General features: G+C 69.1%; 15 protein-coding genes. 4 read left to right on the forward strand and 11 right to left on the reverse strand.

Annotated features, from left to right (window positions below; genetic code table 11):
• The first annotated feature begins 235 nt into the window (after positions 1-235).
• Entirely contained in the window at positions 236-484 is a 249-nt protein-coding gene (locus D9T14_RS03425; RefSeq protein WP_119160750.1) for a WhiB family transcriptional regulator, read from the forward strand.
• Between the two features lie 86 nt (positions 485-570).
• Here D9T14_RS03425 and D9T14_RS03430 read toward each other — a convergent pair whose 3' ends face one another.
• From D9T14_RS03430 to D9T14_RS03440, 3 genes are all read right to left on the reverse strand, one after another.
• Positions 571-2,040 (reverse strand): sensor histidine kinase, encoded by a 1,470-nt coding sequence (locus D9T14_RS03430; protein WP_119160751.1) that lies wholly within the window; start codon positions 2,038-2,040, stop codon positions 571-573.
• A 77-nt stretch (positions 2,041-2,117) separates the two neighbouring features.
• Positions 2,118-2,405 (reverse strand): zf-HC2 domain-containing protein, encoded by a 288-nt coding sequence (locus D9T14_RS03435; RefSeq protein WP_119160752.1) that lies wholly within the window; start codon positions 2,403-2,405, stop codon positions 2,118-2,120.
• Positions 2,402-3,031, reverse strand: a complete 630-nt coding sequence (locus tag D9T14_RS03440; protein ID WP_182482044.1) for a sigma-70 family RNA polymerase sigma factor — start codon at positions 3,029-3,031, stop codon at positions 2,402-2,404. The genes D9T14_RS03435 and D9T14_RS03440 overlap by 4 nt, the downstream gene beginning before the upstream one ends.
• Positions 3,032-3,208: 177 nt before the next feature.
• On the opposite strand from D9T14_RS03440, the gene aroA reads away from it, so the two are divergent.
• From aroA to D9T14_RS03455, 3 genes are all read left to right on the forward strand, one after another.
• Positions 3,209-4,540 (forward strand): 3-phosphoshikimate 1-carboxyvinyltransferase, encoded by a 1,332-nt coding sequence (gene aroA, locus D9T14_RS03445; protein WP_119160754.1) that lies wholly within the window; start codon positions 3,209-3,211, stop codon positions 4,538-4,540.
• Entirely contained in the window at positions 4,537-5,577 is a 1,041-nt protein-coding gene (gene rsgA / locus D9T14_RS03450; RefSeq protein WP_119160755.1) for a ribosome small subunit-dependent GTPase A, read from the forward strand. Before aroA ends, rsgA begins: the two co-directional genes overlap by 4 nt.
• A gap of 61 nt (positions 5,578-5,638) precedes the next feature.
• A complete protein-coding gene (locus tag D9T14_RS03455; RefSeq protein WP_119160756.1) occupies positions 5,639-6,451 on the forward strand; it encodes an inositol monophosphatase family protein in 813 nt (270 codons plus the stop codon).
• A 465-nt stretch (positions 6,452-6,916) separates the two neighbouring features.
• Here the strand turns inward: D9T14_RS03455 and D9T14_RS03460 are convergent, their stop codons facing one another.
• From D9T14_RS03460 to D9T14_RS03495, 8 genes are all read right to left on the reverse strand, one after another.
• On the reverse strand, positions 6,917-8,689 hold the full coding sequence (locus D9T14_RS03460; RefSeq protein ID WP_119160757.1) for a carbohydrate-binding domain-containing protein: 1,773 nt from the start codon (positions 8,687-8,689) through the stop codon (positions 6,917-6,919).
• Between the two features lie 133 nt (positions 8,690-8,822).
• Positions 8,823-9,698: a polyphosphate polymerase domain-containing protein gene (locus D9T14_RS03465; protein ID WP_197720663.1), complete on the reverse strand. Its 876-nt coding sequence runs from the start codon at positions 9,696-9,698 to the stop codon at positions 8,823-8,825.
• Entirely contained in the window at positions 9,695-10,336 is a 642-nt protein-coding gene (locus tag D9T14_RS03470) for a DUF4956 domain-containing protein (RefSeq protein ID WP_119160759.1), read from the reverse strand. The genes D9T14_RS03465 and D9T14_RS03470 overlap by 4 nt, the downstream gene beginning before the upstream one ends.
• Before the next feature lie 221 nt (positions 10,337-10,557).
• The gene (gene serA / locus D9T14_RS03475) at positions 10,558-11,751 is read right to left on the reverse strand and encodes a phosphoglycerate dehydrogenase (RefSeq protein ID WP_119160885.1); all 1,194 of its coding nucleotides are present in this window, start codon (positions 11,749-11,751) and stop codon (positions 10,558-10,560) included.
• 10 nt (positions 11,752-11,761) lie between these two features.
• Entirely contained in the window at positions 11,762-12,655 is an 894-nt protein-coding gene (locus D9T14_RS03480; protein WP_119160760.1) for an ABC transporter ATP-binding protein, read from the reverse strand.
• A complete protein-coding gene (locus D9T14_RS03485; protein ID WP_119160761.1) occupies positions 12,652-13,497 on the reverse strand; it encodes an ABC transporter ATP-binding protein in 846 nt (281 codons plus the stop codon). The genes D9T14_RS03480 and D9T14_RS03485 overlap by 4 nt, the downstream gene beginning before the upstream one ends.
• 1 nt (position 13,498) lies before the next feature.
• The gene (locus D9T14_RS03490; RefSeq protein ID WP_119160762.1) at positions 13,499-14,317 is read right to left on the reverse strand and encodes an ABC transporter permease; all 819 of its coding nucleotides are present in this window, start codon (positions 14,315-14,317) and stop codon (positions 13,499-13,501) included.
• Positions 14,314-15,285, reverse strand: a complete 972-nt coding sequence (locus D9T14_RS03495) for an ABC transporter permease (protein ID WP_119160763.1) — start codon at positions 15,283-15,285, stop codon at positions 14,314-14,316. Before D9T14_RS03495 ends, D9T14_RS03490 begins: the two co-directional genes overlap by 4 nt.
• Positions 15,286-15,290 lie beyond the last annotated feature (5 nt).

A 15,290-nucleotide genomic window follows, 5' to 3' on the forward strand; every position in this document is an offset into this window, starting at 1 on the left:
CCGGATCTTGTGCTCCATGGCAGGCTTGATGCCGTGAGGTTTGAGGTTCCTGCTGCGCTCATGCCGTGACTGCCCCCACCGGGCCCGGTTCACACGCGGGCGGTGGCGGTGGTCTGGGCCTCCGATTCTTTCAAAGAACAACTACCACGCTCCGCGCTGGACCGGCCCTGCCCCCTGTTCCTGCGCGGACGACGGGTCGGGATGACCCGTCACTCGCCTAAGGAGTCGTACACACATGGACTGGCGTCACGAGGCCGCCTGCCGGCTCGAGGATCCGGAACTCTTCTTCCCCATCGGCAATACCGGCCCGGCTCTCACCCAGATCGAGGAGGCCAAGAAGGTCTGCAGGCGCTGCGGCGTCTGCGATCAGTGTCTTGCCTGGGCCCTCGAGGCCGGCCAGGACCATGGCGTATGGGGCGGCATGTCCGAGGACGAGCGCCGCACCCTGAAGCGTCGTGCGGCACGCGCACGCAAGGCTGCCTGACCTCGCTGCTCTCGTTGGCGGGGCGCCGGCCTACTGGCCGGCGCCCCGCCCAGTTGTGTCCCTGATGTTCCTGGCGCAGCCGGGGTTCACAGGGCCAGGGTCTCGGCCGGGATGACGACTCGCGAGGTGGCGCCGATGCCGTCGGGGTTGTTGAACAGCGTGAAGTCCCCGTGCAGATCGGCAGCCAGCGTGGCGACGATCGAGGTCCCCAGGCTGTCGGTGTGGAAGAGCCGGAAGTCGTCGGCCAGGCCGACGCCCTGGTCGATGACGTCGAGGATCAGCCCGCCGTCGTCCGGGCGCTGCGGTACGACGCGCACCGCGCCATCGCCTGATTCCAGGCCGTGTTCGATCGCGTTCTGGCACAGCTCGGTCATGATGAGCGACAGCGAGGTCGCCACCTTGGCCGGTACGAGCCCGAAGGAGCCCTCGCGGGTGACCCGTACGACCCCGGAACTGGCTGCCATGTCCCCGACCATCTGCAGGATCGTGTCGGCGATCTCGTCGAACTCGGCGGCCTCATCGATGCTGCGTGACAGGATCTCGTGGACGATGGAGATCGACTGCACCCGGCTCATCGCGTCGTTGAGGTCATTCCTGGCCTCCTGGGAGGTGGCTCGCCGCGCTTGGAGCCGCAGCAGGGCCGAGACGGTCTGCAGATTGTTCTTGACCCGGTGGTGGGTCTCGCGGATCATCGCGTTCTTCGTCTGCAGTTCCCGGTCGCGGTAGCGCAGGTCTGTGATGTCCCGGCACAGCGCCACGATCGCGATGCAGCCACCATCCCTGGTCAGGGGCAGGATGCGCAGCCGCATGGACCCGGCAGCGTTCTCCGCCTCGTACTCGCCGGCCTGCCTGCCGTTGAACGCCGTGCGGGTGGGGTCCACCGGCTGCACCTGGGCGCCGAGCCCCTCCTGGGTCAGGATGCACAGATTGTCGCCGATGAGATCACCCACCAGCCCGAGACGCCGGTAGGCCGACACGGCATTGGGACTCGCGTACTCCATGAGCCCCTCGGCGCTGGCCAGGATGAGGCCATCGCCGACGTGCGGGCTGAGCGTGGGATCGCTCGGCGGGTCGATCGGGAAGTCGCCGTGCCAGACCATGTCGGACAGCATGTCGGCGATCCTCAGGTAGGCGTCCTCCATGGCGCCGGGCGCGCGCACCCCCATCCGGTTGGTGTGCCGCTCCAGGATGCCGATGACCTCGTCGTGACGGATGATCGGGATCGCCCAGACGTCGACGGGGATACCGGCCTGCAGCTTGTTGTTGCTCGTCTCGCAGATCACGCGCGACAGGTACGCCTCGACGACCAGGGAATCCGGCTCGTAGCGGATCTCCGAACCGACCACGTCCTCCTCGAGCGCGGTCGGACCGGTCACCGGCCGGCACTGGGCGGCGGCCCAGAAGATGTTGTCGTCAACGTCAGGAACCCACAGGATGAGGTCGGAGAAACTGGTGTCGGCCAGGACGTGCCACTCACGGACGAAGGAACTGAGCCAGGTCCGGTCCTGTTCACCGATCGTCGTGTGCTCGGCGAGCATGCGTTCCATCGTCTGCATGCGCCGATCCTACCGAGGGTCCGGGCGAGGCCGGTCGCGCCGTGCTGCGGCGGACAACGGCGCCGCTGAGGCCGGCGTCAGAAGGCCTGCCGGCTGATCACGGTGAGGCGCCTGATGCGCGCACGCAACTCGCCCGAGGCGCAGGGCGTACCGGAGCAGCTGCGCTGCACCAGGGTGCTGATGGTGGCCTCGATGTCGAAGTCGTCCATGCAGTGCTCGCAGATCATCAGGTGGTGCCGGATCTCGTCGGCAGTCGCCTCGGGCAGTTCACCGTGCAGGAAGGCGTGCACGCTGGCGGCCGCGTAGTCGCAGGCCTCCTCGTCGGTCGCGCTCACGGGGAAGAAGTCCGAATAGAGCTCTTTCATCTGTCACGCTGCCTTCCGATGCCGTGCTCACGTGCGTAGTCCGCCAGCGCCACGCGCAGTTGCGCCCGGCCACGGTTGAGCCGCGACATCACTGTGCCGATGGGGGTACCCATGATCTCGGCGATCTCCTTGTACGAGAAACCATCCACGTCAGCCAGCAGGACTGCCTGGCGGAACTCGTCCGACAGCGAGTTGAGCGCATCGGTGACCGCCTGGTCGGGGATGGCGTCGAGGGCCGCCATCTCGGCCGACTGCAGACCGCTCGAGTCGTGCGAGGCCGCCCTGGCCAGCTGCCAGTCCTCGACCTCCTCGCCGCCACTTATCTGCGGCTGGCGCTGGGCCTTGCGGTAGCTGTTGATGTAGGTGTTGGTGAGGATGCGGTACAACCACGCCTTGAGATTGGTCCCCGGCTTGAACTGCTTGAACGAGCCGAAGGCCTTGGCATAGGTCTCCTGCACGATGTCCTCGGCGTCGCTCGGATTGCGCGTCATGCGCAGCGCAGCGCCGTAGAGCTGGTCGAGGTAGACCATGGCGTCGCGCTCGAAACGGGCGATCCGCTGCTGCTGCGTCTCGGTGTTGCGGATGTCGTCGGCCTGCTCGGTCAGATCGATGCCGGCACCGCTCATCTCATGCGTCGGGTTCATCGCATACGACAGTACCGAATCATTCAGTACCGCCATCGTCATCACACTGGTGCAACACCCGGGTGTCGCACGGTATTCCGCAGGAGCGGTTCCGGGTACCAGCGTGAACGGATCAGACCGGCACCGCACCGGTCCGCTCGGCTCGATAATCTGGAGGCCATGAAGGACCCCGTGGTCAGCAGCCCTGCAACCGGATCGGCAGCCGAGCGCTGGCCGGCGCCGTGCCCTGGGCTGGCCCTGCACGCGACGGTCGAGGTGCCCGGGTCGAAGTCCGAGTCGAACAGGGCGCTCGTCCTGGCCGCACTCAGTGACGGTCCCAGCACCATCCGTGGTGTCCTGGACGCCCGCGACACCCGCCTCATGGTCGAGGCACTGCGCGGCCTCGGCACCGGCATCGACCACGACGGCGACACCTGCCACGTCGCTCCCGGCCCGCTGCACGCGGCGACCCGGCCGATCGACTGCGGTCTGGCCGGCACCGTCATGCGCTTCGTCCCACCGGTCGCGGCGCTGGCCGGTGGACGCAGCTCGTTCACCGGGGACGCGCGAGCCGCCGAGCGTCCCCTCGCTCCCCTGCTCGACGGCCTGCGTCAGTTGGGCGCCAGCATCGACGCCGATCGGATTCCCTTCACGCTCGACGCCGGTGACGGCCTGAGCGGCGGCAGCGTGCGGATCGACGCGAGCAGTTCCAGCCAGTACGTCTCTGGTCTCCTGCTCGCCGGTGCCCGTTTCGAACGGGGCCTGGACATCGAGCACACCGGCAGCACGGTGCCCTCGGCGCCCCACATCATGATGACGATCGAGATGGCCGCCCGGCACGGCGTACGCATCGAGAGCCTCTCCGAGGGACGCCGCTGGCGCGTCATTCCCGGCGCCATCGCGGCACGCGACGAACGCATCGAACCCGACCTGACCAACGCCGCCGCGTTCCTCGCCGCCGGCGTGCTCACCGGCGGGACGGTGGCCGTCGCAGGCTGGCCCCGCCGCAGCACCCAGCCGGGCGCGGTGATCACATCGGTGCTGGCTCGCATGGGCGCCGCCGTCATCACCGCCCCCGACGGGCTGGGCGCCTCTGCCACCAGGCTCACCGGTGCCCGACTCGACCTTCACGAGGCCAGCGAGCTGACGCCGGTCGTCGCCGCGCTGGCGGCTGCCGCGCACGGCACGACGACGATCACCGGTGTCGGCCACATCCGCGGGCACGAAACCGATCGCATCAAGGCCATCACCACCGAACTGAGCCGTCTGGGGGTCCCGGCACGGGAACTGCCCGACGGCCTCACCGTCACCGGGATGGCCGGCCACCTCGACCAGCTGCACCCGAGCGAGGGCGACGGCCTGTTCGCCTGCCACGCCGACCACCGCATGGCGCACCTGGGCGCCCTGCTGGGACTGATCGTCCCCGGTGTGCGGCTGGACGACGTGGGATGCACCGCCAAGACGATGCCGGACTTCCCCCGACGCTGGGACGCCATGGTGAGTGCCCGATGAGTCCCCGACGGACACGTGGCGCCATCGGACGCGGCACCGACTTCGACACCCATGACTTCGGGCGCCCGACCAGGCGCAGCCGTCCGCGCACGAAGGACCGGCCGGACTACTCCGCTGCCCAGGTCGCCAGGGTCATCACCGTGGACCGCGGCCGCTATCACTGCCAGATGGTCAGCGGCGACCAGCACCGGCTGGTCGCCAAGAAGGCCCGCCAGCTCGGCCGCAAGGGCGTCATCGTCGGTGACCTGGTACGTGTGGTCGGCGACACCAGCGGTGAGGAGGGCACCCTGGCGCGCATCGTCCAGCTGGAACCGCGGAGGACGGAGCTGAACCGGACCGCTGACGACACCGACCCTCACGAGCGTCCGATCGTCGCCAACGCGGACCAGCTCGTCATCGTGACCGCCCTCGCCGATCCCCCCGCCCGGCCCGGCATGATCGACCGTGTCCTCGTGGCAGGCTACGACGCGGGAGTGCAACCGGTCATCGCGCTGACGAAGGCCGACCTGGCCGACCCCGCCGAACTCGTCGCGCTGTACGAACCCATCGACGTCCCCATCGTGGTCTGCGAACCCGGCTCCGATCTGTCGCCGCTGCGCGAGCTCCTGGCCGGCAAGACGACCGTTTTCATCGGCCACTCAGGCGTCGGGAAGTCGACCCTCATCAACCGGCTGGTCCCCGGTGCCCAGCGCGCCATCGGGCAGGTCAATGAGGCGACCGGGAAGGGACGGCACACCTCGACCTCCGTCGAGGCGATCGTCCTGCCAGCCGTCGGCGAGCACGATCCGGGCTGGGTCATCGACACCCCCGGCGTGCGCAGTTTCGGCCTGAGCCATGTGGAGCCGGAGACGATCCTGGCGGCCTTCAGCGACCTGACCGGTTTCACGGCCGACTGCCCGCGCGGCTGCGACCACCACACCGACGCCCCCGAGTGCGGGCTGGACGGGGCCGCCGAACGCGGGGAGCTGGCCGTGGCGCGACTGCAGTCCTTCCGCCGCGTCCTGGAAGCCGTCGACCGGCCCGAGGAGTACCGCTGAGCGGTGCGGGACGCGGGCGAGCCGACCCGCCGATGCCGAGATCGCCGGATAGAGTCGGCTCATGGCCGCTGCACCTGACTACACCGATGATCTGCGTCTGGCCCATCTCATGGCCGACAACGCCGATTCCCTCACACTGAACCGGTTCAAGGCGCGTGACCTGAAGGTGCGGGCGAAGGCCGACCACACACCGGTCTCGGAGGCCGACCAGGCCGTCGAGGCCTCGGTGCGGCACACCCTGTCCACCGCTCGTCCCCGCGACGCCGTGCACGGGGAGGAGATGCCGGACACCGGCTACGGCCCCCGCCAGTGGATCGTCGACCCGATCGACGGCACCGCCAACTACGTGCGGGGGGTGCCGATCTGGGCCACGCTCATCGGCCTGCGGATTGCCGGGGAGATGGTCGTCGGTGTCGTCAGCGCACCGGCCCTCGGCAGGCGCTGGTGGGCGTCCAAGGGCGGGGGGGCCTTCACCGGCACGTCACTGTTCAACCCGACACCCATCGGCGTCTCGGGCACCTCGGCGATCCCGGACGCCTTCCTGTCGTACTCCTCGATCCACGGCTGGATCGAGGCGGGACGCGGCCAGGGATTCGTCGATCTCATGCGCGACTGCGGCCGGACGAGGGCCTTCGGCGACTTCTTCAGCTACATGCTGGTCGCCGAGGGCGCCGTCGACCTGGCCTGCGAACCCGACCTGGAGCTGTACGACATGGCGGCTCTCGTGCCGATCGTCACCGAGGCCGGCGGGCGTTTCACGAACCTGGACGGCGAACCCGGCCCGGCCGGCCCGGGCGCCCTGGCCACCAACGGCATCCTCCACGACGAGGTGCTCGCGCGCCTGGCACCCGACCAGGACGACGCCGAGAGCTGACCCCCTCCCCTCCGCTGGGCCCCGCCTCGCCCGCGGTGTGCAGGCGCAACGGATCGGCTCGCACGAGCCGGGTTCGCTGCGCCGGGCCCGGTTCCGCTGCGCCTGTGGGGGCCTTTCCCGCCCGCTGGCGCACAGGTTCGCTGCGCGAACAGGTGCGCCAGATGCCCGGAGCCGAGCCCTGAAAGGCCCCCACAGGCTCCACTCGGCGCCCCCCCCGAGGCATTGTGGGGGCTTGCGCACGACCCCGCGGGCCCCGCTCGGCCGGGCCACCGTTGCCGTGAGCGGAGTTCGGCAGGCCCCTCTGGGCTCGGCCGCGGGCATTGTGATTCACATGTTCGCCGTGGCGAACCTGTGAATCACAGGGCGGGAGGGGCCTGCGGAACGCAGCGAACCCACCCGCGAAGGCGACGGTCCCGGTCAGGAGCGGCGGAACCGGACCTGGCGCGGCGAACCCACCCCGGCTGGCTAGCGGCCGCTGGGGGCGCCGCCGGGGCCCATGCCGCCGCGGTCACCGCCGGGACCCATGGCCCCGCCGCTGGACTGGTTGGCAGTGACGTTCGTCGAGGTGCCGTCGACGCTCACCGTGTAGCTGGCCCCGGAGATGATGTCCGGGCTGCTGACGATGACGTTCTGCGCCGCCTTGACCAGCGTGTAGCGGGCGATCTCGGTGCCGGACTCGTCCGAGACGGTCACGACGGAGCCGACTGTGCCGTTCACCGAGGCCTGCACCCAGCCCTGCGGGGAGTCGGCGTCGGGCGACTCGGCCATGCCCTGGCTGCCCGCGGCGAACAAGGTACCGCCGGTGATCTGCAGCGAGTTGCCGGTGTCGAGGGCGCCATTGTCCCCACCGCTGGGGCCGTTCACGACGGTGTTGCCGCCGCTGATGAGGATCGCGCCGTTGGAGTCCAGGCCGTCGCCGTCGGCGGTGACGGTGACGGTACCGCCGGCGATCGTCAGCGTCGAGTCGGTGGTGGCCATCGGGTCCTGCGCGGCGTCCGAGCCGTCCGAGGCGTTCATGCCGTCATCGCTGGAGGTCACGTCGACGGTGCCGTCGTTGATGGTGATGTCGTTCGCCTCGAAGCCCTCGTTGCTGGTGGTGACGGTGACGGTGCCGCCGTTGACCATCAGGGCGTTGTCCGCATGAACGCCGTCGTCCCCGCTGGCCAGGGTGAGGGCGCCGCCGTCGATCTGGATGACGTCGTCGCTGTGCAGGGCGTCGTCGCCCGCGTCGATCGTGGCGCTGCCGTCGGCGATGCTCACCGCGACGCCGGCCTTGACGCCTTTGGTCGATGTGTCGTCGCTGGAGGTGGTGCCCGAGCCGGAACCGGCCGTGACGTCCACCGCACCACCGGTCTGGATGACGTCGGTGACCGCTGTCACGCCGTCGCCGTCGGCGTCGACGGTGATCGTGCCGTCGTCGATCTCGACGTAGCCACGGGTGGCGTCCTCCTCATTGTCGGCCTTGAGGCCGTCGCCGCCGCTGGTCACCACGACGGTGCCGCCCTGGACGATGAGATAGTCCTTGCCGCGGATGCCGTCGTCGGCGGCGGTCACGGTGATCGTGCCGGAGTCGATGACCAGGCCATCGGTGCTGGCGATGCCGTCGGCCGTGTTGCCGGTCACCTCCAGGGCGCCCGAACCGCTGATCGTCAGGTCGTCCTTCGAGTAGAGCGCGGCATTGGCCGCCCCGTCTGCGCTCGTGTCGTAGCCGGAGCCGTCGGCGAGCCGGTTGGTGGAACCGTCGGCCAGCAGGATCGTGCTCTCGTCGGCGGCCTCGACGATCAGGGCCGGGCCCGAGGAGCTGGTGATCTCGGCGTCGTCGAGGATGAGCCGGACGTCGCCGGTCGAGTTCACCACGACCCGGCCGTCGCTGAGCTTCCCGGTGATCCGGTAGCTGCCGGCCCGGGTGATGGTGACGGTGCCGCCATCGACCGTCACGCCGTCGCCGTTGCTACTCGCACTCGTGCCGGACAGCGTGACGGCCACGACGGCGGACTCGTCATACTCGGTGTCGGTCTCGTCGTAGTGCGAGCCCTTGTTGTTCGCGATGAGCGAGGATGCGGTGGCCTGCTCCCCGCCGGTAGTGGTGGCCGCGTTGCCAGCGGCTGCGCCGGCTGGGGCGCTGGAGGCGGGCGGCGCCGACGTGCCCGCCCCCGTCCGGTCGGCACCTGCGGTGCAACCAACCAGGCACGCCGTGACGGCGAGGCCCGCGATGGTCTTCTTCCACGAGATCTTCATGTGTTCTGCTCCGTGCTGTTGACTGGTCTTGCTGTTCGGGCCCGAGCGGCCCTTCTGGGTGCCACAGCGCCCCGCATCGCGGGGCGGCGCGCGGCGAGGGTTCGCCCGGAAGCACGTGGTGCCTCCGGCGTCATCAGGGGTGCGGTGGCGTCGGGCGCCGAGCGGGGATGCGGGTCACGGGGACGTGTGCCGTGGGCACGGTCCTCGTCGCCAAGTGCTCCTCGAGGACCAGGTCCTGGGCTAGGCGTCCCATCGCCCGGTGCCAGGTGTTGTGCGGCAGGTCGTCGTGGAGGAAGGCCATGCCGGTCGCGTACTTGCTGAAACGGGCCGGACGGTGGCCAAGCTGCCACAGCAGGCGGTCGGCGTCGCTCGGCGTCGCACCCGGTGACTTGGTCTCGACGACGATCGTCTGCCCGAGCTGCCCGGTCCGCCGGGTGAACTCGTCCCGCCAGGTGAGGCCCTGGTCGAGGGTGAGCCTGGCCCGCGAGCTCGGGTCGAGGAAGGTCATGCGCCGATAGCGGGTATCGAGTGCCGGGCGCAGGTCGATCAATGGGACGGTGTTGACGCCCGCTCGGCCGAGCGCCTCGGCGATCATCCGCTGTTCCGCGTCGCCCCACTGGTTCAGCTGCCTTCCGGTCACCTCGATGCGTTCCTTGACCGTGTGCTCGCCGCGGCGGGTCTTGACCTCGAGCCAGCTGGTGCCGGTGTCGAGGTAACTGCGTTCACGGATCTTCCACCGCCGTTTGCGCCGGTACGCGGTCATGTGGAAGCTGTCGAGCGCATCGGTGTCGAAGTAGGTGGAGTCGTAGGTGAAGCTCTGGCGACCGGCGATCGTCAGGACGCAGGTCCGGGGCGGCAGTTCCTCGAGCAGCCTGGTGAGCACGCCTGGCGGGACGAGGTACTTGCGGTCGACACGGATCTGCAGGGCTGCCGTGTCATTCAGCTCGTCCAGGCCGATCGGGGTGAAGCCCGTCAGGGGGTTGCCACGGGTCGTCATGGTGAGACTCATGCCTGGAACCCGTGGGAGCCGCCGAGGGAGTGGCCCGGCTGAGTGAGGCCGGCGCCGATCCCCTGGGACGATGCCGGGCGGCGGGCGGCGTCCTTGTCACTGGCGACCCGGAACCGAACGTCGACCGTGGTGGTGTCGTTGACGAAGTCGAGGCGCTGGACAGAGGCGGTGAGCACCTCACCGCCGAGGCGGGCACCGAGTTCGTGGCGCAGGGCCGTCTCGTCGGCGAGCGCATGGTCGAGCATGACCACCTGACGGCTGACCCGCCCGGTGACCCGGCGCGTGTCAATGATCGCCATGGACAGCACGAGGATGACCATGAGTGCGATGCCGTAGTCCAGCGAGACGCCGACACCGCCGAGCAGGCCCAGTGCAAGGGCGCTGAAGTAGTAGGCCGTCTCGATCTGGCTGAGCTCCTCCGAGCGGAGCCGGATGATCGACAGGACGCCGAACAGTCCCATGCCCAGGCCGGCAGCCGTCGCACTGACGGACAACGCGGAGGCAACGGCCATGACACCGATGTTCACCGTGATGTAGGAGACGACCATGTCCCTGCGGTGATGCCGGGGCAGGTAGACGCCGAACACCAGCAGACAGATCATCACCAGATCGACGGCAGCAAGAACGAGGTCGGACATGGGCACGTCTCCTTCACTAGGGGCCACCGACAATCCAGCGCGCAGATCTGTGTGTTGTCTGTGTAAAATTTGTGACAGCAGCTGTGTCAGGGGGCTCACAGCGGCACCACAGAAACCGCATTCATTTCGAACAGGCGAAGCACTGGGAGGCTACGCAGACACCCCGCTGGCGCAGACCTGGAAATGCCTGCGCAACTGGTCGAGCCCGGTCCGGGCGGGACTCAGCGAATCACTCGGCAGCTGATGGTATTGGGGACCTCGGCGAGGGCACTGAGCCAGCCGGACTCGGCCGCCACGACGTCGGTGACCGCGTACCCGATCTCGCCCCGGGTGGACAGCGCCTGGAAGGCGATGTTCGCATTGTGCTCGGACAGGACCGAGTTCATGGTGCCCATGACGCCCGGGACGTTGCGGTGGATGTGGACCACGCGGTTGCCCTCACGGGCCGGGACGGTCACCTCGGGCAGGTTCACGCTCATCGAGGTGCCGCCAGTGCTGACGTACTCGGTGAGCTTGCCGGCGACGTAACGCCCGATGGACACCTGGGCCTCCTGAGTGGAGCCTCCCACGTGCGGGGTCAGGATGACGTTCGGCAATCCCTGCAGCGGGGAGACGAAGGGCTGGCCAGCCTTCTTGGGCTCGGTCGGGAAGACGTCGACCGCTGCACCGGCCAGGTGACCGGAGCGCAGCGCATCGGCCAAGGCCTTGTCGTCGAAGACGGCACCGCGGGAGAGGTTCAGGAAGAACGAGCGCGGCCTCATGGCGGCGAACTCGTCCTCGCCGAAGAAACCCGTGTTCTCGGGCCGGCCGTCCACGTGCAGGGTGACGACGTCGACCTGTGCGAGCAGGTCCTCGAGGCTGTCGCAGCGCTTGGCGTTGCCCAGGGCCAGACGGTCCTGGATGTCGTAGTAGTAGACGCGCATGCCGAAGGCCTCGGCGAGCACGGACAGCTGCGAGCCGATGTTCCCGTATCCGACGATGCCGAGCCTGCGGCCGCGTACCTCGTGAGAGCCGGACGCCGACTTGTTCCAGGTACCCTCATGCATCTGGGCGTTGCGGTCGGTCAGGTGCCGGGCCAGGACGATGATCTCGGCCATGGCCAGCTCGACGACCGACCGGGTGTTGGAGTACGGGGCGTTGAAGCAGGCGATGCCCTTGGCAGCGGCGGACTCCAGGGCGATCTGGTTCGTGCCGATGCAGAAGGCACCGATGGCCTTCAGGCTCGAGGGAATACGCGCCAGCACCTTGTCCGTGACATTGGTGCGTGATCGGATGCCCAGGAGCTCCACGCCGTCGAGAGCGGCCACCAGCTCATCCTCGCCCAGGGCGCCGGCGCGTGTCTCGACGTCGTAGCCGGCCTCGGTGAGGATCCGGGTGGCCTCCGGGTGGACGTTCTCGAGCAGAAGTGCCTTCATGGCGAGCATCTTATGCGGGCGGGCCCGCCGGACCCGACCGCATCTCACCAGGCATGGCCGCGGTGGCCGGCTGGAGAGGGGTGGCTCTGGCCCGGAGCTTCGGCACCGAGGCCAGCAGGTTCCGCGTGTACTCCTGGGCTGGGCTCGTGTAGACCTGCTCGATCGGCCCGGACTCCACGATCTGGCCGCTGCGCATGACGGCGACGTGGTCGCACACGTGACGGACGACGGCCAGGTCGTGGCTGACGAAGATGAGGGTCAGCCCGCCGCCGCGCACCAGGGCGGCGAACAGGTTCAGCACGTGGGCGCGCACCGAGACGTCGAGTGCAGAGACGGCTTCGTCGGCGATGAGCACATCGGGGCGGGGGGCGATGGCCCGGGCGATGGCGATGCGCTGGCGCTCCCCACCGCTGAACTCATGCGGGTAGTGACTGGCCGCATCGGCCTCGAGCTCGACCTGCTCGAGCACCTCGGCCAGGCGCTCGCGATGGTCGCGCGGGACGTCGGGCCGCCTGCGCAGCAGACGCGAGCGCAGTGGTTCGGTGACGATGTCCCCCACCTTCATGCGCGGGTCGAGCGAGCTGCGCGGGTCCTGGAAGACCATCTGCACGCTGGAGCGCAGGTCCCCGAGCTGCCCGGCCGAGGCATTGTCGATACGGCGGCCGCGGAACAGCACCTCACCGGAGCTCGGGGGCAGCAGCGCGTCGAGGACACGGATGAGGGTGCTCTTGCCGGAACCGGACTCCCCCACGATGCCCAGGCGCTGACCGGTCCGCACGGTCAGGTCGACGCCGTCGAGCGCCGTCGTGAGGACCCTCCCGCGGGTTCCGCTGCGCCGGAAGGTGCGCGTGATGCCCCGGGTCTCGAAGACGGGCACGTCGTGGTCGCGGTCATCGGTGGTCATTGTGGACACCCCTCCTTCCGGTCCCAGAAGTCCTCGATGACCGGCAGACGCCGTCCGGGCTCGATCTGGTCGATGCGCGCGGTGGCGACCAGGCCGGCGGTGTAGGGGTGCCGGGGCTGCTCGAGGACCTGGGCGATGGGTCCGGACTCGACGATGTCGCCGCGGTACATGACCAGCACCTCGTCACAGACCTGGGAGACGACGGCCAGATCATGGCTGATGAACAGGCAGGCTGCGCCGGCGGCATCGAGCTGCTCGTCGAGCAGGCGCAGCACACGGGCCTGAACGGTGACGTCCAGGGCGGTCGTCGGCTCATCGCAGATGACGAGTTCGGGCTGGTTGATGAGGGCCATGGCGATGAGCGCGCGCTGGCGCTGTCCGCCGGAGAGCTGGTGCGGGAAACTCATCGCGATGCGTTCCGGTTCGGCCAGGCCGACTCGACCGAGCATCTCGATGACGCGTTCACGGGCCTTCCCGGCCGGTGCACCCTGGTGCAGGCGCAGCACCTCGGCGACCTGCCGCCCGACGCGCATCGTCGGATCGAGGGCGGTCATGGGTTCCTGGAAGATCATCGAGACCACGTCACCGCGCAGCTGCGCGAAACCGTTGTCGGACAGGCCGACGAGCTGTCGTCCGCCCAGTTCGATGGACCCGCTGACCTGGGCGTTGTCGGGCAGCAGCCCCATCGTTGCGAGCGCCGTCACGGATTTCCCGGAGCCCGACTCCCCGATGAGACCGACCCGGACCCCCTCGTCGATGGTCAGGTCGATGCCGTGCAGCGCCTCACTTCGCCCACGCCCGAAGCCGACGCGCAGATCGCGGATCTTGAGCAGCGCGCTCATCTCAGGTCTCCTGCCTCAGTCTGGGATCGAGGGTCTCGCGCAGTCCGTCACCGAGCAGGTTGAAGCCGAGCACCGTGATGGCGATGAACAGCGCCGGGAGCATGATCTGGGACGGATGGTCGTAGACGAACTTCTGCGCGTCGTAGAGCATGCGCCCCCAGGTGGGTGTCGTCGGCTGGGTCCCGAGCCCCAGGTAGCTCAGCGCGGCCTCGGCGAGAATGGCCCTGCCGAGGGTCGAGGAGACCTGCACGAGTACGACCGGGAGAATGTTCGGCAACACATGACGCCAGGCGATGGCCGGCCATCCGATGCCCGACGACCGTGCGGCCATGACGTAGTCATGACTCATGACACCGCGGCTCGCATTGTTGGCGACGCGCGCGAAGGCCGGGATGGCGCTGATGCCGATGGCGACCATCGCCGTCACCGTCGAGCCCCTGCCGTTGGCCGCGGCGAGCAGGATGGCCAGCAGCAACGCGGGGAAGGCGTAGAAGATGTCGGCCCAGCGCATGATGCGCCGCCCGACGTGCCGACGGCTCATGCCGGCCAGGATCCCGACCGGCACACCGACGAGGGCACCGATCGCAACCGCCATGACACCGACGATCATGCAGATCCGGGCGCCGACGAGGACCCTGGAGAAGATGTCCTGGCCGAAACCGTCGGTGCCGAGCAGATGGGTGCGACTAGGGGGCCGCAGGGCGACCGAGGCGTCGACCAGGCCGGGGTCGTAGGGCGTCCAGAAGAGCGAGACGACGGCAAGGACGACGACGACGGCGACGAGGAGCACGCCGACGACGAGTGAGTACGAACGTTTCATGAGCCTGCGGTCTCCTCGTCCCGGGTGCGCACCCGTGGGTCGAGCAGGCGATGGCAGATGTCGACGGCGGTGTTGATGACGAGGACGATCGCCACGAAGAGCATGACGATCGCCTGGACCACGGGCAGATCGCGCTGGTTGACCGAGGTGAGCAGCTGCGAACCCAACCCGGGCAGCAGGAAGACGTTCTCGACGACGATCGAGCCGACGAACAGCGAGGCCAGCTGCAGGCCGGCCACCGTGATGACCTCAAGGCTGGCGTTGCGCAGACCGTGCCGGATGACGGCCGGGACGAACCGCCAGCCGACGGCGCGGGCGGTGCGGAAGTGGTCCTCGTTGAGCACGTTGATGAAGGCCGACCTCACGTAGCGGATGAGCATGGCGGCCTCGACGACGGCGATGGCGGCGACGGGCAGCACGAGGTGCCGCAGCCACTGCAGCGGGTCGCGGGTCAGCGGCGTGTAGCCGTTGGCCGGCAGCCAGCGCAGTGTCACGGCGAAGACGAGCATGAGGATGAGGCCGACGAGGAAGTGCGGAACGGCCATGGCGAGCTGGGTGAGCCCCGAGATGAGGACGCCGTCGACGCGCTTGCGCCGCACCGCGCTGTACAGGCCGGTCGGCACCGCCAGGACCACTGCGGCGAGCATCGACAAGACGGCCAGCCACGCCGTGACGGCGAGCTTCTGTCCGATCACCGAGCCGATCGGGACGCCAGACAGGGCGGATCTGCCCGGGTTCCCAGTGAGCAGCCCGCCGAGCCACTCGACGTAGCGCAGCAGCAGCGGACGGTCGAGCCCCATCCGCTCGCGGAGAGCGGCGATGGATGCCGGGTCGGAGTCGGGACCGAGAATCGTCCCCGCGACGTCACCGGGCAGCGCATTGATCAACGCGAACACGATGAACGAGGCGATGAGCAGGCTGACCCCGAGGCTCAGGAGCTGGCGCCCGACGGTGCCAAGAGTACGCATCGAGT

Origin of the sequence: Propionibacterium australiense, assembly GCF_003666605.1 — a bacterium.
In the GTDB taxonomy this organism is placed as follows: Bacteria; Actinomycetota; Actinomycetes; order Propionibacteriales; family Propionibacteriaceae; genus Propionibacterium; species Propionibacterium australiense.

What these genes read in the sequence shown, in the direction of transcription:
- D9T14_RS03425 (WP_119160750.1), top strand. Translation starts at nt 236, where the DNA reads ATGGACTGGCGTCACGAGGCCGCCTGCCGGCTCGAGGATCCGGAACTC.
- D9T14_RS03430 (WP_119160751.1), bottom strand. Translation starts at nt 2,040, where the DNA reads ATGCAGACGATGGAACGCATGCTCGCCGAGCACACGACGATCGGTGAA.
- D9T14_RS03435 (WP_119160752.1), bottom strand. Translation starts at nt 2,405, where the DNA reads ATGAAAGAGCTCTATTCGGACTTCTTCCCCGTGAGCGCGACCGACGAG.
- D9T14_RS03440 (WP_182482044.1), bottom strand. Translation starts at nt 3,031, where the DNA reads ATGAGCGGTGCCGGCATCGATCTGACCGAGCAGGCCGACGACATCCGC.
- aroA (WP_119160754.1), top strand. Translation starts at nt 3,209, where the DNA reads ATGAAGGACCCCGTGGTCAGCAGCCCTGCAACCGGATCGGCAGCCGAG.
- rsgA (WP_119160755.1), top strand. Translation starts at nt 4,537, where the DNA reads ATGAGTCCCCGACGGACACGTGGCGCCATCGGACGCGGCACCGACTTC.
- D9T14_RS03455 (WP_119160756.1), top strand. Translation starts at nt 5,639, where the DNA reads ATGGCCGCTGCACCTGACTACACCGATGATCTGCGTCTGGCCCATCTC.
- D9T14_RS03460 (WP_119160757.1), bottom strand. Translation starts at nt 8,689, where the DNA reads ATGAAGATCTCGTGGAAGAAGACCATCGCGGGCCTCGCCGTCACGGCG.
- D9T14_RS03465 (WP_197720663.1), bottom strand. Translation starts at nt 9,698, where the DNA reads ATGAGTCTCACCATGACGACCCGTGGCAACCCCCTGACGGGCTTCACC.
- D9T14_RS03470 (WP_119160759.1), bottom strand. Translation starts at nt 10,336, where the DNA reads ATGTCCGACCTCGTTCTTGCTGCCGTCGATCTGGTGATGATCTGTCTG.
- serA (WP_119160885.1), bottom strand. Translation starts at nt 11,751, where the DNA reads ATGAAGGCACTTCTGCTCGAGAACGTCCACCCGGAGGCCACCCGGATC.
- D9T14_RS03480 (WP_119160760.1), bottom strand. Translation starts at nt 12,655, where the DNA reads ATGACCACCGATGACCGCGACCACGACGTGCCCGTCTTCGAGACCCGG.
- D9T14_RS03485 (WP_119160761.1), bottom strand. Translation starts at nt 13,497, where the DNA reads ATGAGCGCGCTGCTCAAGATCCGCGATCTGCGCGTCGGCTTCGGGCGT.
- D9T14_RS03490 (WP_119160762.1), bottom strand. Translation starts at nt 14,317, where the DNA reads ATGAAACGTTCGTACTCACTCGTCGTCGGCGTGCTCCTCGTCGCCGTC.
- D9T14_RS03495 (WP_119160763.1), bottom strand. Translation starts at nt 15,285, where the DNA reads ATGCGTACTCTTGGCACCGTCGGGCGCCAGCTCCTGAGCCTCGGGGTC.